This is a genomic window from Nocardioides sp. Leaf285 (assembly GCF_001422955.1).
GTDB classification, from domain to species: Bacteria; Actinomycetota; Actinomycetes; order Propionibacteriales; family Nocardioidaceae; genus Nocardioides; species Nocardioides kribbensis.
Window position 1 is genome coordinate 249,629 of the sequence record NZ_LMNH01000005.1, and the last position, 24,144, is coordinate 273,772.

General features: G+C 70.9%; 27 protein-coding genes, 2 tRNA genes and 1 pseudogene. 2 read left to right on the forward strand and 28 right to left on the reverse strand.

Translation table 11 applies throughout. The features are described 5' to 3' along the window. Positions 1-27 precede the first annotated feature (27 nt). The 28 genes and pseudogenes from ASF47_RS19005 to ASF47_RS19130 all read right to left on the reverse strand — a co-directional run bounded on the left by ASF47_RS19005 (position 28) and on the right by ASF47_RS19130 (position 19,238). Positions 28-342 (reverse strand): hypothetical protein, encoded by a 315-nt coding sequence (locus ASF47_RS19005; protein ID WP_156698056.1) that lies wholly within the window; start codon positions 340-342, stop codon positions 28-30. 60 nt (positions 343-402) lie between these two features. Then, on the reverse strand, positions 403-1,527 hold the full coding sequence (locus ASF47_RS19010; RefSeq protein ID WP_056865617.1) for a hypothetical protein: 1,125 nt from the start codon (positions 1,525-1,527) through the stop codon (positions 403-405). A gap of 329 nt (positions 1,528-1,856) precedes the next feature. Continuing rightward, positions 1,857-2,327 (reverse strand): hypothetical protein, encoded by a 471-nt coding sequence (locus ASF47_RS19015; RefSeq protein ID WP_156698057.1) that lies wholly within the window; start codon positions 2,325-2,327, stop codon positions 1,857-1,859. A gap of 38 nt (positions 2,328-2,365) precedes the next feature. After that, a complete protein-coding gene (locus tag ASF47_RS19020) occupies positions 2,366-3,136 on the reverse strand; it encodes a hypothetical protein (protein WP_056865619.1) in 771 nt (256 codons plus the stop codon). Beyond that, entirely contained in the window at positions 3,133-3,762 is a 630-nt protein-coding gene (locus ASF47_RS19025) for a hypothetical protein (RefSeq protein ID WP_056865620.1), read from the reverse strand. Before ASF47_RS19025 ends, ASF47_RS19020 begins: the two co-directional genes overlap by 4 nt. A gap of 176 nt (positions 3,763-3,938) precedes the next feature. Next, positions 3,939-4,361, reverse strand: coding sequence for a peptide chain release factor family protein (locus ASF47_RS19030; protein ID WP_056865621.1), 423 nt, complete (start codon positions 4,359-4,361; stop codon positions 3,939-3,941). Positions 4,362-4,367: 6 nt separating this feature from the next. Next, positions 4,368-4,424: pseudogene (locus ASF47_RS22245) on the reverse strand (hypothetical protein); the annotation flags it as partial. Between the two features lie 28 nt (positions 4,425-4,452). Next, the gene (locus tag ASF47_RS22025; RefSeq protein ID WP_235558811.1) at positions 4,453-4,593 is read right to left on the reverse strand and encodes a hypothetical protein; all 141 of its coding nucleotides are present in this window, start codon (positions 4,591-4,593) and stop codon (positions 4,453-4,455) included. Positions 4,594-4,651: 58 nt separating this feature from the next. Further along, complete coding sequence (locus ASF47_RS22250) at positions 4,652-4,978, reverse strand: WhiB family transcriptional regulator (RefSeq protein WP_082500526.1); 327 nt, start codon at positions 4,976-4,978, stop codon at positions 4,652-4,654. After that, complete coding sequence (locus ASF47_RS19040) at positions 4,972-5,565, reverse strand: hypothetical protein (protein WP_056865623.1); 594 nt, start codon at positions 5,563-5,565, stop codon at positions 4,972-4,974. The genes ASF47_RS22250 and ASF47_RS19040 overlap by 7 nt, the downstream gene beginning before the upstream one ends. Before the next feature lie 79 nt (positions 5,566-5,644). Then, entirely contained in the window at positions 5,645-6,223 is a 579-nt protein-coding gene (locus ASF47_RS19045) for a hypothetical protein (RefSeq protein ID WP_156698058.1), read from the reverse strand. Between the two features lie 56 nt (positions 6,224-6,279). Then, positions 6,280-6,945 carry a metallophosphoesterase gene (locus tag ASF47_RS19050; protein WP_056865625.1) on the reverse strand — a complete coding sequence of 222 codons (666 nt, stop codon included), beginning with the start codon at positions 6,943-6,945 and terminating at the stop codon, positions 6,280-6,282. A gap of 97 nt (positions 6,946-7,042) precedes the next feature. Beyond that, on the reverse strand, positions 7,043-7,363 hold the full coding sequence (locus tag ASF47_RS21750; RefSeq protein WP_056865626.1) for a hypothetical protein: 321 nt from the start codon (positions 7,361-7,363) through the stop codon (positions 7,043-7,045). 323 nt (positions 7,364-7,686) lie between these two features. Further along, positions 7,687-8,469 (reverse strand): DUF1883 domain-containing protein, encoded by a 783-nt coding sequence (locus tag ASF47_RS19060; RefSeq protein WP_056865627.1) that lies wholly within the window; start codon positions 8,467-8,469, stop codon positions 7,687-7,689. A gap of 5 nt (positions 8,470-8,474) precedes the next feature. Next, on the reverse strand, positions 8,475-8,720 hold the full coding sequence (locus ASF47_RS19065; RefSeq protein WP_056865628.1) for a DUF2188 domain-containing protein: 246 nt from the start codon (positions 8,718-8,720) through the stop codon (positions 8,475-8,477). Between the two features lie 719 nt (positions 8,721-9,439). After that, on the reverse strand, positions 9,440-10,099 hold the full coding sequence (locus ASF47_RS19070; protein WP_056865629.1) for a hypothetical protein: 660 nt from the start codon (positions 10,097-10,099) through the stop codon (positions 9,440-9,442). 91 nt (positions 10,100-10,190) lie between these two features. Then, the gene (locus tag ASF47_RS19075) at positions 10,191-11,462 is read right to left on the reverse strand and encodes a hypothetical protein (RefSeq protein ID WP_156698059.1); all 1,272 of its coding nucleotides are present in this window, start codon (positions 11,460-11,462) and stop codon (positions 10,191-10,193) included. 195 nt (positions 11,463-11,657) lie between these two features. Next, entirely contained in the window at positions 11,658-12,533 is an 876-nt protein-coding gene (locus tag ASF47_RS19080) for a hypothetical protein (RefSeq protein WP_056865631.1), read from the reverse strand. Between the two features lie 169 nt (positions 12,534-12,702). Then, positions 12,703-12,775: transfer RNA gene (locus ASF47_RS19085), tRNA-Leu, on the reverse strand. Between the two features lie 43 nt (positions 12,776-12,818). After that, positions 12,819-13,292 (reverse strand): hypothetical protein, encoded by a 474-nt coding sequence (locus tag ASF47_RS21365; RefSeq protein WP_056865632.1) that lies wholly within the window; start codon positions 13,290-13,292, stop codon positions 12,819-12,821. Further along, positions 13,289-13,951 (reverse strand): hypothetical protein, encoded by a 663-nt coding sequence (locus tag ASF47_RS19095; protein ID WP_056865633.1) that lies wholly within the window; start codon positions 13,949-13,951, stop codon positions 13,289-13,291. The genes ASF47_RS21365 and ASF47_RS19095 overlap by 4 nt, the downstream gene beginning before the upstream one ends. Before the next feature lie 343 nt (positions 13,952-14,294). Further along, the gene (locus tag ASF47_RS22150) at positions 14,295-14,621 is read right to left on the reverse strand and encodes a hypothetical protein (protein WP_327138668.1); all 327 of its coding nucleotides are present in this window, start codon (positions 14,619-14,621) and stop codon (positions 14,295-14,297) included. Between the two features lie 374 nt (positions 14,622-14,995). Further along, a tRNA-Glu gene (locus ASF47_RS19105) sits at positions 14,996-15,068 on the reverse strand. Positions 15,069-15,361: 293 nt separating this feature from the next. After that, positions 15,362-15,871: a hypothetical protein gene (locus ASF47_RS19110; RefSeq protein WP_056865634.1), complete on the reverse strand. Its 510-nt coding sequence runs from the start codon at positions 15,869-15,871 to the stop codon at positions 15,362-15,364. A 335-nt stretch (positions 15,872-16,206) separates the two neighbouring features. After that, positions 16,207-16,467 (reverse strand): hypothetical protein, encoded by a 261-nt coding sequence (locus ASF47_RS19115; RefSeq protein WP_056865635.1) that lies wholly within the window; start codon positions 16,465-16,467, stop codon positions 16,207-16,209. Between the two features lie 127 nt (positions 16,468-16,594). Further along, positions 16,595-17,317, reverse strand: a complete 723-nt coding sequence (locus ASF47_RS19120) for a hypothetical protein (RefSeq protein ID WP_156698060.1) — start codon at positions 17,315-17,317, stop codon at positions 16,595-16,597. 98 nt (positions 17,318-17,415) lie between these two features. Continuing rightward, positions 17,416-18,249 carry a hypothetical protein gene (locus ASF47_RS19125; RefSeq protein ID WP_156698061.1) on the reverse strand — a complete coding sequence of 278 codons (834 nt, stop codon included), beginning with the start codon at positions 18,247-18,249 and terminating at the stop codon, positions 17,416-17,418. Positions 18,250-18,314: 65 nt separating this feature from the next. After that, entirely contained in the window at positions 18,315-19,238 is a 924-nt protein-coding gene (locus ASF47_RS19130; protein ID WP_056865638.1) for a hypothetical protein, read from the reverse strand. 632 nt (positions 19,239-19,870) lie between these two features. Between ASF47_RS19130 and ASF47_RS19135 the strand changes: the two genes are divergently transcribed. Both ASF47_RS19135 and ASF47_RS21755 read left to right on the forward strand, forming a co-directional pair. After that, complete coding sequence (locus ASF47_RS19135) at positions 19,871-22,789, forward strand: vitamin B12-dependent ribonucleotide reductase (RefSeq protein WP_056865639.1); 2,919 nt, start codon at positions 19,871-19,873, stop codon at positions 22,787-22,789. Positions 22,790-23,185: 396 nt separating this feature from the next. Continuing rightward, positions 23,186-24,124: a hypothetical protein gene (locus ASF47_RS21755; RefSeq protein ID WP_056865640.1), complete on the forward strand. Its 939-nt coding sequence runs from the start codon at positions 23,186-23,188 to the stop codon at positions 24,122-24,124. The last annotated feature ends 20 nt before the right edge of the window (positions 24,125-24,144 follow it).

The following is a 24,144-nucleotide window of genomic DNA, read 5'->3' on the forward strand; positions in this document are numbered from 1 at the left end:
TGGCAATTCGGACGACAGCGTGCCGGATTAGGTGCCTGCGGCACCTACGGTGTCGTCGGCGTGACGCAGCAGGCCCGCGACGGTCTCGAAGGCGAAACGATCGCACCGGATGCGCCCCCGCGGGCTGGCGGTGACGACCTCTACGGCACAGCGTGCTTCCGCCCACTCGGGCCGCGTTGCGGCGGGATCTCCCGCCCAGTACGCCTGCACCATCACGCCCTCGTGCACGGCGATGACGCGATGACCGGGCCGGAGACCGCAGAACCGGGCGAGCAGATCACGCTCGGCGGCGCTCACCAGCACCTCGCGACAGGAAGACGACTGCACGCTCGACGGTGTCATGAGCCGAACGTGTGCGGCCGTCGCCCACGCGCGCACCGCCCATCGGTACGCCCGCGGGGCTCAGTCGGTCTCCCGGGCGCGCTGGTGGCGGCGGGGCTCGACGGGGGCGGGACGCGAGAGGTCGTCCTCACCCACGTCCTGGCTCGCGGGCGGCAACGGCCAGTCCAGGTCCTCCCGCCCTCGTAGGGCGTCGACCAGGCCGATGACGTGACTGAGCGCTTTCTGTCGACCCAGCGCGATGTGGTGCTGGCCGAAGACGTAGCGGTCGGCCCCGCCGCCGGGCGAGGAGACGTAGACCAGGCCCTGGTGCCCGCTCAGGCGCTCGTAGACCCACGAGAGGTCCCAGATGCGCTGGTCGGCAGCCGCACTGGCCTTGCGACGTCCGCCCTCGACGGCAGAGAACGGCTCCTTCTCCACCGCGGCGATCGCGCGGTCCACAACACTGAAGCGCGCGGGCGCCGGGGTCGCATCCTGCTCCAGTCGCCTCGCCTGGTCCTCCCAGCGGGCGGCCGAGGCGAGCACCTCCTCGTGTCGGGGATCGTCCCGGTCCAGGCCGTCGGCCTCCTCGCGATCGATGCGCGCGGAGCGGAGGGCGCCGTCGACGCCTTCGCCGACGTACGGCTCCCGGTCACGGCCGACAGTGGACCCAGCCGGGATGCCGTCGGCGAAGCGGTCGGTGTCGGCTGCGTTGGCCGCCAGCACCCGGTCGCCGAGATCGGTGGTACGCGCCAGCACCCACTCCTCGCCGAGGTTCAGGCGGGCACTGATGTAGCCCTCGCGCTCCAGCAGGAACAGGTCGAGGTCCTGGCCTTCCGGGGCTGGCCGGTTGTCGACGGCGAACCGGGAGCGGTCGCGGGCTCGCCCTGTCGCCTCCTTGGTGACCCTGCCCTGCCAGACCTTGCGCAGCAGAGCCAGGGAGCCGGGCACCAGGTAGTCGCCCGGGTCTGCATCGAGGGCGGTCGGCTCAGCGGTCGGCTCAGTGGTTGGCTCAGTGGTCGGCTCAGTGGTCGCTGCTAGCGCAACGAGTCGAGCGAGGGCGCGGTCCATGCCGTCGGGGTCGAGCGGCCCGGGAAGGTGACCGGCTTCGGCGGCTTCCCGCACAATCTGCAGACTGACGGCGTAGGTCTGACCCGTGGCGCGGGCGAGGCGACGGGCCAGTTGCTTGCGGTGAGTGGTGTTGCTCATCAGGGGTTCCTCCGAACCGACACGGTCCGGACCGTCCCCGCCTCGGCCCTGACCATCGGGTTCAGGGATGCCACGCTGATGCGCCGGACCTGACCGGAGACGTGGGCGATGCGGCGCATGCTGGTGACGTGTGCGGCCGCGGGGGCCGGGCGCACCACCCGTGCGCTGTCGCTGCGGTCTACCGGGGGTCTGACATGCCGATCGCCTCGTGCCGGGCGGCCGCCCGGTTTGGCGACTCCGAGCGGCGGGGGCCGGATCGCCATGCCCTCACGAGGGGCACTCGGATCGTACTGTGCCGCCACGCCGGGCGCAGCAGCAGGGGCCGCGGCTCAGCCCCGGCGGTAGTCGAGCAGGGCGCGCAGGCAGGTCGCCTGGCTGGTCTGCTTCGTCAACGCGCGACGGTCGACCTCTGGGCCCTGGTAGGACCACAAGGTCCGGTCCTTCCCGGGAGCGCGCAGGTGACGTCCGCCGTGAGGGATGCGGCGGTCGATGCTGCCGGTGTAGCGCGTGACCGTGCCCAGGTAGGAGCCGTCGTCGGCGAAGACCTCCCAGGACTCCCCGTAGGCGCTGATCTTGCACGGCCGCAGGGTCACCGGGGTGGGTTCGGTCTCGCCGATCTGGGCGACCTTGACCCGCTTGACGGGGGCGTCGGGGTCGAACGACGGCTGACGCTGCTCCGGGGTGGTCCCGGTGGGCCGATTCGAGGGTCGCAGTCTCACCTTCGCCTCGCCGCGGTTCTGCTGGCCGAATTGGCCGTTGCCCCGGCGAGCGGACTCGCGGGACTGGTCATGAGTGCTCACGCACGAGTGGTGTGCGGCGGCCGCGCCATCCGCTCGCGTCACGGTTCGTAGCGGGCCATCCCGTTGCCGGAGACCCAGGCGCTCATCGCGGCGATCACGTCCGCGGCCGGGGTCAGCGGGGCCAGCGAGGAGGCCGGAGCGAACCGGACCTCCCAGCCTGTCCAGCCCCCGCGAGGGGCGGGCCAGGCCCCCAACCGCACCGGGTGGGGTAGGCGCTCGACGACGTCCTTGATCGAGGCGCCTTCGGCCATCGAGGCCACGAAGTAGGTGAGCACCGGGGCGCGGGCGTTTTCGAAGGCCTCGTTCCAGCCTTGCGGTGTCACGTTCAACGTCACCGCCAGCCCGGCGGCATCGGCGACGTACCGTTCCGGGTGCTCGATGACGTCGAGGAGGCGGTCGCGGTCCTCGCTGCCTTCGACCACGGTGCGACGCGACCCGTCGGGGAACACGACAGCAGCAGCGAACCGCTGCAGGTGCGGGCCCGGGTGTTCGCACTCTGCGAACGGGCTCGCCTCGTAGTCGTCCAGCGCGTAGGCGACGCCCATCAGCGCGGGTCTGCCACTGGCCGGGTGTTCGGCAACCGCGTCATCGGCGGCAGTCTCATCGGCGTCGCGGGAGCGCTCCGTGGCGGGGGTGCGATCCGCGAGAAGGTCCGCGATGACAGGATTGAGGGCAGCCATGATGGGTCCCACAAGCGGGCCCGGGGCGTAGCCGGGGACCTGGGAGATGCCCTCGACCAGTGCTGCCCGCAGGGCCCGGGTGGAAGCCGCGTCGAGACGTTGCGAGGGCGGCTCGGGGGTCGGGCTCATCGGGCGCTCGCGGTCGACAGGTCGCGAGCGTGGTCCGCACCTTGAGCACGCGCGAGCGCCGAGGTGATCTCGGTGAGGCTGGTCAGGGTCGAGTGGGCGACCTCGGCCTCGGTGGAGCCGGGCAGCGGGACCGGACCGGTGGGAAGCGGCGGGCGGGGCGCCTTGAAGCGGGCGGTGGACGAGGTGCTGGCGGCTGCGAGGTACCCGTCGGTGACGTCTTGGGCCCAGGCCAGCACACGGCGCAGCAGGACCGCCTCGATGCCGTCGCCGAGTCGGCGGTCGAGGATGGAGTAGTCGATGTCGACCTGCAGGTGGGGCCACAGGACCAGGGGAACGCCCAGGACGGAGCCGGACTGGATCAGGCTGCCCTCGAAGTGCGGGTCACGGGCATCGGTGACCAGCATGCAGGTGGCCTGTCGGCGCTCGTGGTCGACGGCAGTGAGGAGCACCAGGGCCAGGTCGTTGCGCCCGAAGTCGCCGTCGGTGGCTGAGGCGATCCACAGGTCGCCGGGCACGGGCGGGTCACCGGCGCTCTCGCGGCGCCCGCGGATGCCTCCGGTGTCGTCGCCGTAGCGCCACAGCCGGGCGGCTGCACCGCTCAGGTCGGGGAAGGGTCGCAGGGTCATGCTCCGGCTGTGTGCGGCGCCGGTACCGGTCTGCACCCGGCGGCGCCCGCGCAGGGTGCGCTGCGCAGGGCTGTCCCGGCGTCGGGTCGCCATGCGGACCACACCACGCGAGCGCCGGGGAAGATGACCGGCCCCGGTCGCTGTCTCGTGTGGTGTGGTCCAGAGGTGGCGACACCTCAGTCCAGCAGCGGCCCTAGGCGTCCGGCGAGCGCGCGGCTCATGGGCGTCTTGCGTCCGTCGCCAGTCTTGACCTCGTCGCGCCACCCGGTCCAGGTGAAGGATCGGAACTCCTCGAAGGCGGCAGCGCGACTGTGGTTCAACGCCGCGTCCGCCTCTCGTTCGCGAGCACAGGCCAGCGCCGCCTCCAGACGTCGCCACGCCACCTCACGGTTCTGGTACTGGGAGCGCTCCTCGGTGGCCGTCACCACGGTCCCGGAGGGCAGGTGGGTGAGCCTGACTGCCGAGTCGGTCTTGTTGCGGTGCTGGCCTCCTGCGCCAGAGGAGCGGAACGTGTCGACTCGTACGTCGCCTCGGTCCACCTGGTGGCCGGAGGTCTTGTTTCGCGCGCTCGGCGCGGCTGCCACGTCGAGGGCCACCACGGTGATCTCCGAGGAGTGGCGGCGTCCGCGCTTCTCGGTGGTCGGGACCCGCTGAACGCGGTGAGACCCGGCTAGGGCTGCGTAGGCAGGGTCAAAGACGGTGGAAGGCCACCACGCGGCCCTCGTGGGTGGCGCTGGTGCCGGAGTGCTTGGTGATGGCGGTGCCGAGTTCACTCGCGAACGCCTCTGCGTCCGCGCCACCCTCGCCGGGGTGGATCTCCAGGCGGATCATGGTCCGTTCCTCTCTTCCTGGGCTGGGTGCCCAGTGATCTGGGTGCCCCACCAGGATCTCAGGCTGTCGTCTGGTTGTCGGCCGTAAGCGCACCGGGTGTGGTCTCGTCGGCTGCTTGGGTGTCCGGCGCTCCGAGGAGACCGGACCGGCGGAACTTCACGCGGATCAGCCCACCTCGCAGGAAGTGTCCGCCCCACACGCCCCAGTCCCCTCGCTGGACCGCACCGGCAAGGCAGGCCTCGATGCCCGAGCACCGCGACCGGCACACCGCGATCGCGGCCGCCGCCTCGCGTTTGTCCTGTGGGTCGGTCCAGGCTTCCGTGGGCAGGCTCTCGTGCCGCGAGCACGCTGCCGGGGTCGGCTCTGTGGTGGTCACCCTCACCACCCGTGTCGGGTGACGCTGCGGCTCGCGGGGTCGAGCAGGAGCATGGGCTGGTTACTCGACTGGGCCCTCTCGACCGCCGATGCTGTGCCGCCGGTGGCGCCGGGCTTGAACAGAGCCACGACCAGGCCACCTGCTGCCGCGGTGTCGCGCAGCATGGCGTCGTTGCGGGCGTGCAGCATCCGCACGTCGTAGCCGGGGCTCTCAGGGCCTGCGACGAGAACCTCTCGGTGCGCACGCTGGCGCAGTTCGGACCACAGCGCGCGCTCGGTGACGCTCCAGCGACGCGGCTGATCGAGGAAGGGGATGTAGGCGGCCAGGTGGGCCCCCGTCGCCAGCACGGCCATGGCCCACCACTGGTCGGACCCGATCGCGAAGCCGCTGATCCCTTCCTGCATCCCGTAGCGCGAGCGCAGGCGCCATGCCGCGGTGTGCAGGGCCACCTGCGACCAGGCCATCTCGTCAGCGGTCAGGTGCTGGGGGCGGTGTCCGGTGACCATGCACGAGGTGAAGGTGCGCTCGGGGGTCGGGTCGATGCCGCGCGGCTCGTCGTGAGGGGCGCGCCAATCGGGGGCGACGGAGATGGTCACGCCCCCTCTGTGCCTCGGGCTCGCTGACGGCCAGGCAGCGGCCGTCTCGACACGAGCCTGCATCGGACCCGCGCCGGGTCTAGGTGGATCGCGGCCGGGGCGGGTCACGCGGATGCATCGGTCTCACCGAGTCGGCTCGTAGCCACCCCATCTCGATGCGCCACGGCAGCCCCATGGTGCCGCCGGTGCCGTGGATGACCAGAGCCTCCCACTGGTGCCCGCGCTGGGCGCGCGCCTCGGGGACCGGGCGCCACTGCAGGAGCAGCCCAGGCAGAGGGGTCACCATCGCCGAGCCGAAGGTGACCCAAACCGGACGCGTGCTGCTGCTGCTGCTGCTGCTGCTGCTGCTGCTGCTGCTGCTGCTGCTGGGCCGCGCCTCGTCGCGCGGGTCCGGGGGCTCGCCGGGGTCCATGGGCTGCAGCGACTCAGCGCGCCGCCACCCGGTCTCCACGTGCCACGGCAGGCCGTCGGCGCCTCCGACTGCGTGGACCACCAGGGCTTCCCAGCGCGATCCGCCACGAGCCTTCGGATCCTCCACCTGTTGCCACTCCAGCAGCAGGCCTGGTTGCGCCGTCGTCATCAGGGAGCCGAAGGTCACCCACACGGGTCGAGGCGGGTAGGTGCCCGTGCTGCCTGAGGTGTCGTCGGGCGGTGGCACCGGTCAAGCCTAGGAGCCGACGACTGAGGCGGGAGCGCCACCTCGGGCGACCCCGGTCAGAACTCCGCTGTGCGCCCGTGCTCGACGTCGGCGATGAGGCGGGCGAGGTCGTGGACGTTGACGGGGGCGAAGTCCCACACGTCGACGCCCACGTTGACGCCGCGCTGGCGCACCGTGTACTCGCCGTGCACGTGGCCGTGAAGCAGCCACCGCCCTTCGTCGCGCAGCCGGAACTGGCGGAACCGAGGCTCGTCGGTGTGGTCGGCCTCGTAGGGGAAGTGGCTCAGCACGACCTTGCGCGCCGGGTCCGGCGCAGAGTCGGGCGTCGTGGCGCGAGCGCCCGGGACGCGGGGGGTGCGGTTCTTGACCTGCGGCAGCGTCAGGGTGCTGGCGTCGACGACCGCGGCGAACCCGGCGTCGAGGTAGGTGCGCTGGTGCATCCAGCCGTTGGTGGCCGTCACCGAGGCCCGGTCATGGTTGCCGAGGACGAGCACGAGGGTGCCGTTGAAGCGCTGGACCCACTCGCGCATGCGACCGTCGTCGCGAGGCCCGAACCAGAAGTCGCCGAGGAAGAAGCAGGTGTCCTCAGGACGAACGACCTTGTTGTGGCGTCGCACCATCTCCTCGGCGGCGTGCTCGTTGGACTCGAAGGGCCGCTGGCACAGCGCGTTGATGGGCGGGTGGAAGAGGTGGTGGTCGCTGGCGCAGAAGGTGTTGGGCACGGCGGGAGGCTCCTCTCGTGGGCTGGCCGCTGGTGTCTCGCAGGCTGGCGGCTCGGTTGCCGGGTGGTCCCACGTGCGCAACCTCAGGGGCGTGGCCTTACGACTCCTGGGCGGTTTCCTGGGCGGTGTGGGCCTGCTGGAGGTTGTCGTAGGCGGCGGTCGCGCTGCGGCCCTCGAAGCGGGTGGCGACCCGCTCGCCGTTCTGCAGCGCGACGCCACCGTCGGGGTAGTCGACGTCGAACCAGCCGTCGTGCAAGGGGCGGTAGGCCGCGAGGTTGATGACGCCGGGGCGCATCTCGTTGGTGAACACGACCAGCCCGTCGACGACGGGTACTCCGTCTGCGGTGGTGCCGAGGCTGTCTCGCCAGGCGCGGTCTGCCTCGTCCGCGGGGGTGTCGGCGGGCTGGTTCGTGTCCATGGTCATCTCGTCTCTGTGCGTCCCGTTGTGGGCCCTGGGGTTCGGTCGATGCGCAAGAGAGGTGTGCGGCACCGGGCCGAACGTGCACCCGCCGACAGGGCGCTACTGTTCCGAGGCGCTGGGGTCGCCCGAGCGCCGCATCAGGCGACGAGTCGCGGGCTCGGGCGACCGGCGGGGGTAGCGCCACGCCATGTCCGATCCCGAGGACTTGCCTAGGAACCCCGGCGCCCCGGGACAGCGCTCCGAGGCGTTGGCCAAGGCCACTGCCACCGAGTGCGGCCGGTCGACTGCGAAAGCGACGCCGACCGGCCGCACTCCCTTGCCTAGACCTCGACCCTGGCCTGGACGACCTCGGCGATCTGGTCGGCCATCTCCTCGATCGAGGTCGTGGCCGTGTCGAGCGCGACCTTGTCCGCCAGCGAGGGGCTGTGGGCCCTCACGCCTGCGGCATCGAGGTTGTGCCAGATCGGCAGCAAGGACTGCTCCCCGGCAACCGTGCGAGTGACCAGCCCGTCGAGTTCGTGGTTGGTCCACCCCTTCTGGAAGAAGGTCGGTGACATCACGACGATCCCGAACCGGCTCGCCCGGATGCCCTGGTCGATCTTGCGACGCAGGCTGTTCCCCACGACCAGTTCGGTCTTGTCGAGCCACACAGTCACGCCGCGCTGGACGAGGGCGTCGCGCAAGGGCACGGCGACCGCCGCCTTGTCCTCGCTGGCGTGTGAGATGAAGACGTCCCACACCTTCCCCCCGAGCACATCACCGGAGGGCTCCACTGGCTCGCGAGTCTGAACCTGCCGGGCCGGGTTGGAGGTTCGCCCCGCGGGCAGGAGCCCCGGCGGCGGCGGCTCGACGGTCACCGATGCGCTGAAGCGTCCGCTCAGCCCACCGATGTCGACCACGACGACCCAGTGGCCGCTGTTCGGGAGGGCGATGCGGACGGGGGTGCGCTTGTAGGACCCACCGTAGAACTGGGCCCGGCGTCCCGCCTTGAAGGACTGGTAGTTGGACTTGGTCATCAGACGGACGTTGGCCTGGCTCTTCAAGGACACGACCGCGGTGGCGCCCTTCTTCTGCTGGCCGAGGTCGTAGGCGAGGTGCTTCATCGCCGCTACCGCTTGTCTCGCGGCGGGAACGGGTCGTTGCCCGGCGCGACCGTGTCGGAGTCGCGGATCCTGCCGTCGCGGCCATGCGTGACGACCTCGCCACCTCCAGCGCGGTGCACGATCTCGCGCGCGCGGTCCTGGGCCTCGCGCTGGGTTCCCGCGTGTGCGCTGGGCCGCTTTGCGCCCGGCGCCGTCACGTCCCACCCGCCCCTGTCGCTCGGCACGACGTGCCGTCGGTTGTTGTTGGCCATGTCGGTTCTCCCGAGAACAGCATCCGAGGAGGAGCGCCCAGCACTTGTCGCTGGGGCAGCGATCTCCCTATGCTGCGTCGACAGCCCGTCTCCAGATGGCCTGCCGACGGTCGCATGCGACCTCGGATCGAGAGGCGGTCCCGCGGAAACGGGGCCGTCTCTTCTGCTGTTCAGATGTCGGAGACGTCTTTCGAACGTCTACTCGACCATTGTCTCATTTTCGGGCGACCGTCGGACGGACGCGAGTCCGCCTTGCACGCAGGGTGCTCACGGCTGAGGCGTGCCCGGGCGAACGAGGCGGCTCGCCCGCCGTGGCGCGAGAGTCGCAACGGCCTCAACCTCGACCCCGAAGAGTAGGTGGCCCGAATCGCGATGGCTGTGTCCACGGGGACTCGCTCACGGGCCTCGGCAGTTCTGGTGCTGTCGTCCCACCAACCGGTTGCCCGCCGCGGGGCCCGGCCGGTCAGCCGGTCGCCGAGAGTTCGGTCTCGGCCTCCGCCATGCGGTGCCCTGCATGGTCGGGCGCTCGGTGCCACCGAGCATCAGTGGGCGGCCCGCCCCGGTGGCCTGAGGCCGCTGGAGCGTCCGTTCGATCCCCGGGCGGGTCGCGATGCGCGGGGATCGAGGTGGTGCAGGTGACCTGTGCCGCTGCGCGTGCGACGCGCGACCAGCCACCTCGCGATCTGCTGCGCCTCACGGCCCGAGTCTTACCCGTCGCGCTACGGGGCGGCGCGCAGCCAGCAGGCGATCTCCTGCAGGTTCGCGGCCGTGAGCCCGTAGTCCTCCCCGGGGCTGACCGTCAGCAGGCGGCGGGGGTGCTCGGCGGCCCAGGCCTCCAGGAACCCCCGTCCGGCGGGGTCGGCCTCGGCGTGCGCGGCGTCGCGGGCCGTGATCTCGTCGTCGCACCACAGCACCGCACGGTCGTCGGTGCGCAGGAACTCCTCGATGACCTGGGCCTTCCACCACGCTGGTCCAGGCGCGTGCCCCTGCCCGGCGCTACCGACGTCCTCCCGCTCGTGGCGCCGAGACCATGCGAGGTCGGGCAGTCCCAGGGCTGGGGCGAGGACCTGGTTGGCCTCCTCCTCCCAGGTCGTCAGCCAGCGCACCTCGACCTCACCGCCGCGATGCGCTCGGCGGATCAGCGAGGCGACGGCGGCGCTGTAGTGCAGGTCGCCCAGCCAGCCGCCGACGGGGTGGGTGTCGCGGATGCGTCGCCAGTCCGTGTGGTGGGGGGTGCCGTCGACCAGTCGTCTCTTGCGACGCATCGGGGCGAGCACACCGTCGACGTCGAGGAACCAGACCGCTCGCCGCATGCGGTCCGGCTCGGAGCGCTCCGGGCGCGGGCTGGTCGGGCCCAACGGCGCGGCGTCGGTGTTCACGTGAGCCCTCCTCTGGGTCCGGTTCGGTGTTGGCCCTGTGCCGCGGGCTCGGCGACGACGGGCCGGGCTGCCTCCCCCGCTCTGAGAAGCCTCAGGCCTGTCGGCCCCGGTAGAACCAGTAGCCGACGCCCCCGGCGGCGGCCATGACCAGGCCTACCAGGGCCAGACCCAGCATGCTGCCGCCCGCGGCGCCCTCCTCGGCCGCCTCCTCCGGGACCGGCTGCTCCGCGGTGGCCGTGGCCGACAGACCGGTGACCTCGCCGCCCTGGTCTTCCTCCGCGCCGGGGTCGTTGGAGTCCGAGGTGTCCTGGCCTCCCCCGCCGGTCGGCAGGCCCAGTCCGTCACCGCGCCCCGGCTCGCCGCCGTTGGTGCTGCGCCCGTCACCAGGACCGCTGCTCGCCGCGTCGGGGTCTTGGTCCTCGTCGAGGTCCCCGGCCAACGGCAGGCTCGGGAAGAACGGATCAGCCGCTGCGCTGTCACCGCCCGAGGAGCCCTCCGAGGCTCCGTTGGTGGATCCGCCGGTGCTGGTCGGCGGAGGCGGGGGTGGCAGCGGGCTGACGCTGCCACCCGAGGAGCCACCCGATGCGTCCTCGCGCTCCTGCTCCAGGTCCTCGTAGGCCGCTGCACGGGCCTGCTCGGCCTCGGCCAGCCGTTCCGTGAGCGTCTCGATGCGAGCCCGGCTGCGCCCGACGTCCTGGCGGGCCTCGCTCAGGCGGTCGCGTTGGGTCGCCACGGCCTGGCGGGCGGCGGCTTCGCTCAGGCGCGCCTGCTCGGCGGCCTGGTCCGCCTCATCGCTTTCTCGCGCCGCGGAGGCGGCGGAGACGGTGGCGGTGGAGTAGCGCGCCCGCGCATCGCGGACCCGGGCGTCCTCGGGGCGGTTCCGGGCGGCCTGCAGCCGCTCGCGAGCCTTCTTCAGGGTCGCTGCGTTCTTGGCGGTCTTGTTGCGCTTGTAGGCCTTCTCGGCCTTCTGCACAGCCGCCGAGGCCTTCTTGATCGCTGCTGACTTCTCTGCCTGGAACCGGGCGACCTCGGAGTTCAGCGCATCCGCTGCCTCCTGCTGGACAGCCTCGGCTTCGGCCTGACGTTGGGCCGCGGCCTGGGCAGCGGCCGTCGCCTCGGCGTGGCGGTCGATGGCCTGCTCTCGCCGCTGAGCCGCCTCCTGCACGCGTTCGGCGGCGCGCTCGACCTGACGTTCTGCGGCTGCTGCGTCGCCTCGGGCCTGCGTCAGCGCGGTCGTGACGGCTTCGACCCGGTCCTGGGTGCGCTCGTAGCGGGCCTCGGCCGACGTCGTCGAGGCAGCCGCCCACGGTGCTCCCAGCGCTACCAGGGCACCCAGCAGCATCGCCGCCGTGGCGCCCTGCACGGCACGCCGGAGTGCGTGGTCGGTCCCGCGGTGGGGCGTCGCCTCGATGCGGGTGACGTGGTCGGGCACGGTCGGCCTCCCTCAGGGGCCCGCGGCGCGGGCGGTCGTGTCCGGGACCATGCGCAACGGCGCTCGGCGCGGTGCCCCCGCTGGTGCCCCCGCTGGTGTCGGCGAGGTGCCGGGGACGCCCGTGGGTCAGCGCCCGGAGGTGTCGGGCCTGTTCTCGTAGGGGCCCTGGGCGGCCGCGTGACCTAGAGCGTCACCGGTGCTGTCCAGCAACGCCTCACGGGCTGCGACCAGTCGCTCCCACGCCTCGGCCTCCTCCAGCGGGCTGGACCTCAGGGGGTCCTGCAGGACTCGGTCGTAGTTGGTGGCCAGTGATCGGAAGGTCTCTCGCTGCCTCATGACCTCCTCGCTCTCCCGGGCGGGGGTCACCAGCCGGACCGCGTCGGGGTCGTGGATGGTGATGGTGGGCTTGGCCGCGCGCAGTGCGGGCAGCGCGTCGAGGTCGCCGCGTCGCTCGGCGAGAGCGATGGCGTGGGCGCGTGCGGCCTCGAAGTCGTCGGCGCGGAAGTAGTCCGACGGCCGGAGCCGCCGGTCGTTGCCGGTCACGGCCTTGATCTGGGTGCTCCCCCGTCCTCCGGGCAGCCCGGAGGAGACAACCGCGTAGCGCGGCTCGGGGCAGCGGATGTGCACGATGTCGTCGACGATGAGGAACTGCTCGTGCTCGATGCGCTCGCGGGCCTTCTGTTCGGCGTCGGCAGCGGAGTCGCATGCGCCGAACACCAGGTGCTTCTCGACGGGGAACTCGGGGGTGCCGGGACGGACCTCATTCATGCTCTCGTCGATGCCACGGTAGATCCCGTGTCGGCGGTAGAGGTGGCCGCCGAATGAGTGCAGCGTCGTGCCGTCCTCGACCGAGATGGCCTCGGGGGCCTGCTCCGCGGTGACGATCGGCACCGCGGTGGGGATGAGCAGGGACCGCGGGCCCGGCTGGTCGTTGCGCCACCAGGACACCGTCGTGGTGCGGACGAAGACCGGCTGACCGGACAGGCCGACGTCGAGATCCACTGCGGCTTCGTCGCGGGTCTGCGCGCCGAACTCTCCGTTGGTGCGTCGAGCGGCCTCACGGCGAGCAGCGGCCGGGCCGGAGGGGCCAGTCGAAGGGTGCATGACCGGGAGGTGCGCGGGCGAAGCGGCTGACGCTCGGCCGCGACAGCCCGCGTGCTGTTGCTGACGGTGCCCTCGGTGAGATTCGAACTCACACTGGAGCGCTTTTGAGGCGCCTCTCTCTGCCGTTGGAGTACGAGGGCGGGCGGGCCCGAGCAGGGCCCTGGTGGCGATGGTGATCGGTCGCTACAGGCGGCGGTAGGCCTTGGTGGTGGGGTGCAGCCACAGGTAGCCGTTGCCGACCGCTGCGCCCGCCTCCAGCACGTCGGCGACCCGGGCGTGGATCTCGACACCGTCAGGGCGGGTGAAGCCGACGACCGGGGCCTGCGGGACGGCGGGGTCCTCACCTGAGCCGGGGCAGCGTCGCGCCCCGTTGCGCGGGGTCCACCGCTCACCGGGGACGTGGGCCCACACCTTCCCCTTGGTCGTCAGCGGCGGGGTGGAGCCGCAACGCGCGCACCGCGGCGGATGGCTGCTGGGGACCAGGGCGGCGCCGTGCTCGACGTCGACCTTGTGGGTGTAGATGAGGTGGTTCAACGCCATCACGGCGCCAGCGGCGGCGTCGCCGGGGTCGTAGCCGACGGCCTCGCACATCACGACGAGGGCGACCTGGTGGGAGGTGCGCTCCAGAGGCCGCGCGGGCTGCTGGGACCGGCTCACAGCGTGTCGACCTCGCGGTAGGGGGCGTAGTCGAGCCCGAGCAGGCGCAGGGCCAGTTCGTGGGTGCCGATGCCGTCGGAGAGGTTGTAGGCGCGTCGTTCGGCGGGGCTGTAGTCCTGCAGCCGGGTGCGGTCCAGGTCGACCATCGGGACGCCGAGCGCCTCGCAGACCGGCTTCAGGCCCCACTTGATGCCCTGCTCGTCGGCGTAGCGCCGGTAGGCCTGGGCGACGTCGAGGTGGGCGTGCGCGACGCCCAGGCCAAGGTCCCAGGTCGCCTGGTAGCCGCCGCCGGGGTTCTCGGGGGTGGCGTGGCCAGGCAGGGCGTCGTACTTGGGTCGCAGCGCGGGCGCGGGCTGCAGCCGCATGCCGCACGGCAGGAGCATGCCCGAGGGCACGATGCGGTCGTTGATGAAGGGGAAGTCGAAGAAGGTGCCGTTCCACGTGGCGAGCAGGCCCGCGGGCAGCCCGGCGAGGAAGTCCTGCAGCCCGTCGAGGATCTGAGCCTCGGAGCCCTGAAGAACCTGGTCGCCGAAGCCGGAGGCGGGGTGGGTGACCACGCACACCTCGGTGATCGAGGAGTTGGCGGGGTCCAGTCCGTTGCGGCCCGGGCTGTTGTCGGTCTCGATGTCGAGGGCGTAGATGTGCAGGGGGTCCCACATGGTGTGCTCCGTCTCGGGTCTTGTCGGTGTCAGGTCGGGGCGGACCGGGCTCTGCAAGATTCCGTCCGGGCTTGGCGTCGATCTTGCATGCGCTGTGCGCCTGTTCTGTGCCGCTCGATGCGGGGCAGGCGCGCAGGGGCGCAGGCGGAGCCCGGGAGTGCGGGCTGTCAGGGCTCATCTCGGCGAAGCCTCCGCCGTAGATCAGTCAGCATCACCGTTTCGTTGAGTTCCGTAGCGCCCTCCACAAGATGAAGGCGACTACGGAACTCAACGAGAACATCTCCCTGCCCTGTGGAGCGCTCCAGAGCGCTTCACACGGGCGCCCCGACCTAGAGGAAGGCGCTCACAGGAGCCCGTACCGTTGTCGCACACGAATACCGAGTTGGGCCAGGTCGATCTCGCCGCGCCTATATGCGTCCTGGTCGGCGCGCGTCGAGGGCGTGCTCCGTGAACCCTCTAGTTCGTTCGTGCGGAGGGCGTCCATGACAGCGCGCTCGCGGCCCGCCAATTCCCGCTCGGTCACCACGTGGAGACCACCTGGGATCCGGGGATGTGGCCGCAAGCGGGGTGCGTGAGGGACTGCGGAGAATCTGCGCAGCGCGACTTGGCACTGGCTTCCGTGGGCACTTTGCGCCTCCTCGGCCCGACCGTCGGCGCCCATCCTTCTCATGGGCGTGAAAGCAAGAACCCGGCCCACAAGGGGCCGGGTGAGTGGCCTTGCCGTGCTTCCCCGACCCACGATGCGTCGGGGAAGTTTGAACAGCCCAGACCACGAGGGACTAGGTTGGTGACTCACTTAGCCTACGCCGTACACGTAGACACTTCCAGGCTAAACGACGGCGCCGAGGGCCTACTTCCGGCTCGCTTGGCGGCGGCCCCAGCCCCTCCGGGCGACCTGTGGGTCAATGACCTCACCCTGACGTTCGGAAGCATCACGCGCCTCGTCGTTCTGAAAGTCAGATCCCTCGCCCACTTTCACTTCGAGAAGTCTTCAAAGCGAAACGCCCCAAGGACTTGCGTACATGCGGTTCGCTTTGGCGGGCGCACCCCCTACCGGATTCGAACCGGCGCTACCGCCGTGAAAGGGCGGGGTCCTGGGCCACTAGACGAAGGGGGCTGGTGATGGTGCTGGTGTTGCGGGGTAGCGGGAGCGGTGTTCCATGCGGCACATCGCCTTCGGGACCGGTTCCGGGATCTCCCCGGACACCATGCCGTTCTCGCTACGCCCCACACCGTGTCCGGCACCGGGACCAACCTGCACCCGTTGCACGACAGGGGGCTCCCGCGGACGCGCAACGGGCAGCCTGTGCCGTGCGCTCCGAGACGGTCGGCCCACAGGTCGCCCGTCGAGGAGCCTGTGCCGTGGGACTTCTCCGCCTCTCTCCCACCCACGGCATCAACCACAGCGAATCAGAGGTGAGCGCACCGATTAGGTCGCCCAGCGCGCGCGTCCTGTTGACCTTGCTCGTACGCAGATCGTGCCACCGCGGCGAGTCTCTCCATCGTCAGGACCCCTCCGAGGTGGGTTTCGCCACGACGTGTCACGTGCCCCTGGAAGCCCCAGGGCAAGGCAGCGACTGCCTTCCATCCGAAGATCGCCTCATAAGTCTTAGTTGCGCGCTGCTGCTCTTCGAGCGCCCGTCGATGCGCCTCTGCTCGTCCGCTGCCGATCGCGTTGGGCTCGCCCCATTCGGCTACGAGGTCGCTGCCGCGAACGAAGAATGGTTCGTTCAAATCGGCGAAGGCGCCGTCGACGCTCACCACGGGCGAGACCATCACGACCTCGCGATCGACCGCCGCCACTACGCGGACGCGGACGTCGACCGGTCTGCTTGACAGCACGATGCCGTCCTCGACAGAGACTCCCGCCTGGGGCGTGAAGACGTAGTCGTGCCCGACCTGAATCTTGTCAGTGCCCATGTCTGCTCTCTCGTGATGCCCAGGGCCACTAGAGAAGGCTGATGCCTGGCTGCTCTGAGCGTGTGCGGCGGGCGGCTCGGGGCGCACCGCCATTAGTAGGCGTCGGGCCGGGGCTTTCTGGGAGTCGCGAACCCCTCATGCTGGTCAGCCACCGTGCTGCTCCTCTCCGGGGCGTGCGCCCTGCTCGGCCGCATCGGCGGCCATCCGACGATGCTCCGATTCGTGCTGCCCCATCCAGAGCGCCGACGTGTGCGCCGTGGTAGGTCGCGACTGGCGGCGGCCGCAGGTCGTGCAGACGGCCCGGAACTTCGCCGCGGCAGTCAGATCGGCGCGTTTCATGGTCGCTCCATGTCGGGGCGTGGGCCGTCATCGCAGCGGCCAGTCCCGGGGCAGGGACGGGTGGCGATGATGACCCGGCCGGTGATGGTCCAGCCCAGGCAGATGGTGTGCCAGTTGTGCTGATCGCCGCCCCGGAAGACGGGGACGAGCGTGCGCCATCCCCACCAGTGCCACTGCGGCTTCCAAAACCAGACCCGGTCCCGCCATGACCGGTCGATGATCAGGTCGACGTCAGACTGTTCTTGCTGGTCGGCCATGTCGATGCTCCGTTCCGGAACGGTAGGAAGGCGCCGAGGGCGCGTGCGGCATTGCCGCCCGGCCACCCTCGCGCCGGGTTTTCGCAGTTCTCCTGTGCCGCTCACGTAACGCTGGCGACCGCGCGGGTCAGTAGGAGCGGATCCGGTTGACGATCTGCCCGTCGAGCCGCACCTCGACGGGGCCGCCGGGCAGGGAGAACGTGGGGGCGCCGACCGTCCCTCCTCCCAGGTGCTTGTAGGCGTGGTAGGCGACTCTGGCGGGCAGGACCGCGGAGGCGATCGAGACCGAGGCGCTGGGATGGTCGGGGAACTCGTCCTCGGTCAGTGGCCGGTACTCGCCGCGCGCCACTGGAGCGCGGGTGCGGCTGACCAGGCAGCGCAGGGAGTTGAGCGCGAGGGGATCCCAGCCAGGGGCACGATCTGTCGCGGAGGCCAGGGCGCAGTGCCAGTCGAGTTCGGCCCACTGCCCGCACAGCAGTCGCATGAAGAGGTCGAGCGCGGCGGTGCTGGCCCCCAGGGGACCGGTGATGACGACGGTGTCCTCGCCCCGCACCTGCTCGCGCAGACCTGCGGGGTCACCGGGGCCCAGCGGGGTGCGGTCGGGCTCGGGGAAGGCGAGGCCGCTGGCGGCGGCGGCTTCCTGCAGCGCTCGCCTCGCAGTGGTGGGATCGGGGATCTTCGCCCCTGCGGCCGGATCGGCGCACAGGTCGATCACCGCGTCCCACTCCCCCGCGAGGACGGCCTGGGCGGTGCCGACCACACCGCGCCCGGTGGTGTGCAGGAGCAGCGCGTGAGGGTGGGTGATGACGACCTCGGCCATCGACGTCAGTGAGGGTGCGGCGGGGCTCATGGGCGCTCCTGGCGAGGTCGTGGACGATGCGGCTCCGACGGCTGTCTTGGCCATCCTGTGCCACGACACGACGACGAGCAGACGGGGCGCGGGGGCGATCAGCCCTGCGAGGGGCGCGGCTTGATGGCCACCACCTTGGACGAGGTGAGGACCGTCGCACCGTCGGGGCCTTTCAGGTACGGGGCGATCCACACCGGCTTGGTGACGCCCTCGCCCAGCGAGGGGTAGGGCTGCTGGCGCCAGTGGCCGCGGACGACGAAGCGGTGCCGGTACTCCCGGCCTCGGCCGTTGCCGCGGTCGTAGACCTGCGCCGACGTCGAGCCCGGACGCAGGTCGACGACCCTGACCGACGGGGGCCGCTTGGCGCGAACGGTCCTGCCGCCCCGACGAATCGGGGGCGCAGCAGGCGGGCGGTGGTCGGCGCTGTGGGTGATGCCGGGCTGCTCCAGCAGCAGGAACAAAGCAGCCAGCATCTGTGGCGGCTGGAAGCCGGTGAAGGTCGACTCGTGGTCGGTGCGCGCCGCCGATGTGCCCAGCACCTCCAGGCCGCCGCCCGGCTCGTCGATGAGGCTCGCGAGCACCACGTGGGCCCCGGTGTCGTGCCACAGCATCGCGCGCACCGGGACGTCCATGACTCCCTCAGAGGCGTCGATGCCGGTGAGGACGGTGACGGTGACGGCGTGGGCGAACACCACCAGACCGCGACGCGAGGGGGCGCGTACGGTGCCCCAGTGGACCTTCTCCAGTCCGGTCGCGGCGTCCAGGCACAGGTCGGTCATGTCGGGTGAGGCCCAGTAGATCTCGCCCTCGCCCGGTGTCTCGGTGATGGGGGCGATGCCCGGGTAGCCCTCGATGTGGATGCTCGTGCGCTCCACCGTCGAGGGGACCCGCTGGGCTGGGGTCAGCGAGGTGTCCGCGCGGGCTCCGGACATGCGCATGTCGCCTGTCAGCAGGTCCGGCTCGCTGGACGCCCCCGGGGGCTGACGGTGTGATGGGCTCATGGGGTCTGCTCCTCTGCGTGGTCCGGGCCGGTGCTACGTCGGACGGCGGTGAAGGCCGTGGGCTGTGCCTGGTAGGCGGCGTACCAGGCGTCGGCCTGGTCGCGTTCGAGGTGCACGCTGTAGCCCAGCGCCTCACCGTCGGGTGTCTGGGTGCTTTCGCAGTGGTCGAGCAGCCGCTGCGCCATGCGCGCCTGCTCGGCGTCCTCGGCGGCCCCGGGGTGGTCCTTGGCGCCGGTGGCCTCGTCGAGGTAGGTGACCAGGGTGAGCAGTTCGTCGGGCTGCTCACCGTCGCTGTGTGACTCCCACCGGTTCTTGCGCATCGTCTCGACGTGCCCGAGAGGCAGCAGCGCCAGCAGGTGTCCCACCGCGAGAGCGATCTCGACGGCACCGTCGTCGGAGCGCATCGTCGCCAGCACCTCCTGTGGCTGGTAGCGGTAGGTCACCTCCTCGACGTCGACCGCAATGACGGCGCCCTCCCACGTGAAGAACGACCGCTCGACGTCGGTGAAGAGAGGGTGCAGCCCGATCGCCAGCGTGGGGTCGGCGATCATCTCGCTGCGCATCAACGCAGTGCCCCTCGCTCTGGGCTTCTCGTCAGCCTCGGGGCTGCGCTCCTCGAACCCGACGAGGAAGTAGGCGTCCGCGCTGGGGTTGACGCGGTAGTCGAGGTGCCCGGTCTCGTCGACCAGCCACGGACGCCGCATGGAGAGCGCGGGATCGGACTCCAACGGCGCCTGGGTGATGCGGTAGCGCCGCAGGACTCGCTGGTAGGGCTGGCCCTGCGCCTGCTCGCCCTGGCCCGAGTCGTCGAGCAGCGTCTCCGCGCTGTCGAGCAGGCGGCGCCGAGCCTCGCTGTAGGGGAGGTCGTGCTTGGCTGCGAAGGCGCGAACGGCCTTCTTGAACGTGCTGTCGCTGGTCATCTGAGGCCATCTCCATGGGTGCGATGCGTCTACGTCCCGCGCTCGTCGACGCACCTGACATGAAGGGCGGTCTGAGCGACACACGATCCTGTGACCTTGGCTCGAACGGACCGTCCCTGGCGCGGGGCGATGGGCGGTCCTTCGCAACAGGCCGGTGTGAGCGGCCTACACGACAACTGTGCCATGACGAGAGGCACGGCAACAGGGTGACCCGAAAGCCCCGGGCCGCGGCTCTGGAGCGCGGCCCTGATCGAGGGCCTGGTCGAGGGTCTCGCCAGCAGCCGCAGGCTCACACCGATGTGTTTTCGCTGGCAGCGACCGCCCCGGCCAGTTCGCCACCTCGCGGGGGCCTGGGCGGTCAGCATCCCTCGTCGACCGCTGAGCGGCGACGGCACAGGAACAGCGCCACGCCGGGTCGAGCGGCGCCTGCTCATGCCGCACACCAGTCCGTCACCACCAGGCCCGGCCGACCGTTCCGGACGACCCTTCGGGTCCTCAGTCGCACCGCGCTGGTGTCGCTGGGGCCTCGGGATCTCGTCCCGCGCGGTCCGGCCATCCGCCCAACCTGCTCTGTCCCCCGCCACCACCCCCGTGGCACAGCACCCTCCCCGCACCGCACCAGAAGGACGACCATGACCCTCACGCACCAGGCCGCCGAGGCCCAGGACCACCCCACCCCCCGCCTCTCGGTCACCCGGGACTTCTCCACCGAGGGGATCCACCCCTACGACCAGATCGAGTGGACGCGCCGCAACGTCGAGCAGACCAACTACAAGACCGGCGAGACGGTCTTCGAGCAGCGCGACGTCGAGTTCCCCGCCTCGTGGTCCGACGTGGCGGCCACCATCGTGACCACCAAGTACTTCCGCGGCGCCCTGGGCACCGAGCAGCGCGAGACCAGCCTGCGCCAGGTCATCGACCGGGTCGTCGCCCAGTACCAGAGCGCCGCGCACATCTACGGCTACATGAGCGAGGCCGACGCGCAGGTCTTCGGTGAGGACCTGACCTGGCTGCTGGTCAACCAGTACTTCTCCTTCAACTCCCCGGTCTGGTTCAACGTGGGCACCTCCAGCCCGCAGCAGGTCTCGGCGTGCTTCATCCTCGCCGTCGACGACTCCATGGAGTCGATCCTGAACTGGTACAAGGAGGAGGGGTTCATCTTCAAGGGCGGCTCCGGCGCCGGTCTGAACATCTCCCGCATCCGCTCCTCCAAGGAACTGCTGGCCTCCTCCGGCGGCAACGCCTCCGGCCCGGTCTCCTTCATGCGCGGCGCCGACGCCTCCGCGGGCACCATCAAGTCCGGCGGCGCCACCCGCCGCGCGGCCAAGATGGTCGTCCTCGACGTCGACCACCCCGACATCGAGGAGTTCGTCGAGACCAAGGCGCGCGAGGAGGACAAGATCCGTGCCCTGCGCGACGCCGGGTTCGACATGGACCTGGGCGGCAAGGACATCGTCTCGGTGCAGTACCAGAACGCCAACAACTCCGTGCGTGTCTCCGACGCCTTCATGCGCGCCGTCGAGGACGGCACCGAGTTCGGCCTCACCTCGCGCACCACCGGCGAGGTCATCGAGACCATCGACGCGCGCACCCTGTGGCGCAAGATCGCCACCGCCGCGTGGGAGTGCGCCGACCCGGGCATCCAGTACGACGACACCATCAACGACTGGCACACCCTGGTCAACACCGGCCGCATCACCGCCTCCAACCCGTGCTCGGAGTACATGTCGATCGACAACTCCTCGTGCAACCTGGCCTCGCTGAACCTGATGAAGTTCCTCGGCGACGACGACGTCTTCGACACCGCCACGTTCGTCAAGGCGGTGCGCACCGTCATCACCGCCATGGAGATCTCCATCTCCTTCGCCGACTTCCCCACCCCCGACATCGACCGCAACACCCGCGACTTCCGCCAGTTGGGCATCGGCTACGCCAACCTCGGCGCGATGCTCATGGCGATGGGCCTGGGCTACGACACCCCCGAGGGTCGCGCGATGGCTGCCGCGATCACCTCGGTCATGACCGGCGCCTCCTACCGCCGCTCCGCCGAGATCGCCGCCGCCGTGGGCCCCTACAAGGGCTACGCCGAGAACGAGGAGCCCCACAAGCGGGTCATGGTCAAGCACCTCGACGCCGCCAACGCCCTCGTGGCCGCCACGCGTGGCGACGGCGCCGAGTTCGTCGCCGACCTCGTCGTCACCGCCTCCGCCCCGGCGGCCGCCATCGCCGAGGTCGGCCAGCAGGAGTGGGACCTCAACCTGGAGATCGGCGCCAAGCACGGCTGGCGCAACTCGCAGGCCTCCGTGCTCGCCCCCACCGGGACCATCGGCTTCATGATGGACTGCGACACCACCGGCATCGAGCCGGACTTCTCGCTGGTCAAGTTCAAGAAGATGGTCGGCGGCGGCTTCCTCAACATCGTCAACAACACCGTGCCCCGCGCCCTGACGAAGTTGGGCTACAGCGACGCCCAGATCGCCGACATCACCGAGCACATCGAGGCCCACAGCAACGTCGTGGACGCCCCGCACCTCGACGAGCAGCACTACGCCGTCTTCGACTGCGCCGCCGGTGCCCCCCGCGCCCTGGGCCCGATGGGGCACGTGCGGATGATGGCGGCCTGCCAGCCGTTCCTGTCCGGCGCCATCTCCAAGACCGTCAACCTCCCCGAGAGCGCCACCGTCGAGGAGATCGCCGACATCTACATGGACTCCTGGCGCCTGGGCCTGAAGGCCACCGCGGTCTACCGCGACAACGCCAAGGTCGGCCAGCCGCTGAGCAACACCAAGACCGCCAGCGACGCAGCCGAGCAGACCGAGGCGCCCGAGGCCGAGGTCAAGGTCATCGAGAAGATCGTCGAGAAGGTCGTGGAGGTCCAGGTGCCGCGCCGCACCAAGATGCCGCGCACCCGCAACTCCCAGACGACCTCGTTCAAGGTCGGCGAGGCCGAGGGCTACATGACCGCGGGCCGCTACGCCGACGACGCGCTCGGCGAGATCTTCATGAAGTTCGGCAAGCAGGGCTCGACCATGGCCGGTGTCATGGACGCCTTCTCGATGGCGGTCTCCATCGGCCTGCAGTACGGCGTCCCGCTGGAGACGTACGTGGCCAAGATGACCAACCTGCGCTTCGAGCCGTCCGGCCTGACCGACGACCCCGACATCCGCATGTCGGCCTCGATCATGGACTACGTCTTCCGCCGCCTGGCGCTGGACCACCTGCCCTTCGAGATCCGCGACGCCTACAAGATCTACTCCGCAGCCGAGCGCACCTACGCCCTCGACAACGGTGGGGTCTACACCGAGATCCCCGCCGTCGCCCAGGACGAGGTCGTGCCCGCCGACACCGAGCGCGAGCAGATCACGGCCGTCGAGCCCGCCGCCCCGGCGCCGGTCGCGACCCCGAAGGCCGTCGACAAGGACCTCGCCGCCCAGCGCGCCGCGGCCGCCCACGACCTGGGGCACCTGTGCTCCTCGTGCGGGCACCCGACCCAGCCCGCGGGGGCGTGCCGCATCTGCCCCGAGTGCGGCACCTCCTCCGGCTGCTCGTGACGGTAGGCAACCGAGGGACTTCCCCTAGTGGGAGACAGCCCCTAGAGGCGTAGAAAGGGCCCGGACGCACTCAGCGTCCGGGCCCTTTCGGCTCGGTCAGCGTCGAGACGTCGAGACGTCGAGACGTCGAGGCAGCAGGCGGTCCCGTTGCCGACGGACCGCGCGCCGAGATCATGAGGCCCACGAATCCCTGCACTAAGTCGGGTGGCTCGCGAGTTGATCGGCAGACTCGGCACGACATGCAGATCATGTAAGCCGACCGCCACGCGCGCGCCTGCTGCGTCGGCTGCGCTGCTGTCGTCGCCCGCTCGGCACAGGACGTTCAGGACCCCCGGCCCCAGAGGTGCGGTCAGGCCGCGGCGAGCGCCCCGCCGGTGCCCCGCACACCTGGCGGTCATGAGCACCCCTCTCCCCTCAGCCCGCGCCGACGCGGCCCGCGAGAGCGCACGGCAGGCCAACGGCCGCTTCGGCGCCTACGGCCTGCCCGAGGACACGACCGTGGACCTGACGGGGGCCGCCTTCACCTGCGACCTGTGCGGATCCGGCTTCGCCGCGGCCAGCGCCCTGCGAGCCCACGAGCAGCGCGACTGCCCCGAGACCGAGTTCGGGATCCACGACGACGACGACGACGACGACGACGACGACGACGACGACGACGACGACGACGACGACGACGACGACGACGACGACGACGACGACGACGAGAGCCTGTACCGCGCAGCGGAGTCGTTCGCCTCGTCGATCAACAACGCCGGTCCGGCCGAGCAGATCCGCTTCGTGCGCCGCTGCGGCATCGGCGACCTCGCCATCGAGGAGGCCCTCGGCGGTTCCCAGGGCGCGCACGGTGAACTGGACGACCTCGTCCTCGACGTCGCCTCCTCCAGCGCCTCCCGAGCGGCCAACAACGGCGGGGCCGCCGAGGAGGTCACCGACTCCCTGGAGGGCAAGCGCTGGATGCTCTCAGGCTCCGACACCTTCCGCGACGGGGCCCACCCGATGTCCCTGAGCGACGGCGAGTGCACCGACCTGCGGTTCCGGGACACCGACGGCACCGAGGTCACCTACCGCGTCTCGTACCACGAGTGGGTCCCCACCGGTGACAACGGCGACCTGGCCCCGGGCTACCTGCGTGGCGAGTTCCGCGCCGAGACCGAGTGGCACGCCCACGAGGCGCCCCTGGCCCGCGAGTCCTCCCCGTTCCGCCCCGCGCGGGGCGAGCGCTCCCAGATGGTCGGCTACGCCTGGGAGCGGTTCGAGGAGAGCCTGAGTCACGCTGCGACCCGCGCTGCGCGCGCGCAGCGCGTCGACACCTTCGCCAGCATCCTCAACGCCTGAGCGACACCGAGACGCCGGAC

Coding starts and splice junctions, on each gene's coding strand:
- ASF47_RS19005 (WP_156698056.1), bottom strand. CDS start 342: ATGACACCGTCGAGCGTGCAGTCGTCTTCCTGTCGCGAGGTGCTGGTG.
- ASF47_RS19010 (WP_056865617.1), bottom strand. CDS start 1,527: ATGAGCAACACCACTCACCGCAAGCAACTGGCCCGTCGCCTCGCCCGC.
- ASF47_RS19020 (WP_056865619.1), bottom strand. CDS start 3,136: ATGAGCCCGACCCCCGAGCCGCCCTCGCAACGTCTCGACGCGGCTTCC.
- ASF47_RS19025 (WP_056865620.1), bottom strand. CDS start 3,762: ATGACCCTGCGACCCTTCCCCGACCTGAGCGGTGCAGCCGCCCGGCTG.
- ASF47_RS22025 (WP_235558811.1), bottom strand. CDS start 4,593: ATGATCCGCCTGGAGATCCACCCCGGCGAGGGTGGCGCGGACGCAGAG.
- ASF47_RS21750 (WP_056865626.1), bottom strand. CDS start 7,363: ATGGACACGAACCAGCCCGCCGACACCCCCGCGGACGAGGCAGACCGC.
- ASF47_RS19060 (WP_056865627.1), bottom strand. CDS start 8,469: ATGAAGCACCTCGCCTACGACCTCGGCCAGCAGAAGAAGGGCGCCACC.
- ASF47_RS19065 (WP_056865628.1), bottom strand. CDS start 8,720: ATGGCCAACAACAACCGACGGCACGTCGTGCCGAGCGACAGGGGCGGG.
- ASF47_RS19095 (WP_056865633.1), bottom strand. CDS start 13,951: ATGTGGGACCCCCTGCACATCTACGCCCTCGACATCGAGACCGACAAC.
- ASF47_RS22150 (WP_327138668.1), bottom strand. CDS start 14,621: ATGAGAAGGATGGGCGCCGACGGTCGGGCCGAGGAGGCGCAAAGTGCC.
- ASF47_RS19110 (WP_056865634.1), bottom strand. CDS start 15,871: ATGGGCACTGACAAGATTCAGGTCGGGCACGACTACGTCTTCACGCCC.
- ASF47_RS19115 (WP_056865635.1), bottom strand. CDS start 16,467: ATGGCCGACCAGCAAGAACAGTCTGACGTCGACCTGATCATCGACCGG.
- ASF47_RS19120 (WP_156698060.1), bottom strand. CDS start 17,317: ATGAGCCCCGCCGCACCCTCACTGACGTCGATGGCCGAGGTCGTCATC.
- ASF47_RS19125 (WP_156698061.1), bottom strand. CDS start 18,249: ATGTCCGGAGCCCGCGCGGACACCTCGCTGACCCCAGCCCAGCGGGTC.
- ASF47_RS19130 (WP_056865638.1), bottom strand. CDS start 19,238: ATGACCAGCGACAGCACGTTCAAGAAGGCCGTTCGCGCCTTCGCAGCC.
- ASF47_RS19135 (WP_056865639.1), top strand. CDS start 19,871: ATGACCCTCACGCACCAGGCCGCCGAGGCCCAGGACCACCCCACCCCC.
- ASF47_RS21755 (WP_056865640.1), top strand. CDS start 23,186: ATGAGCACCCCTCTCCCCTCAGCCCGCGCCGACGCGGCCCGCGAGAGC.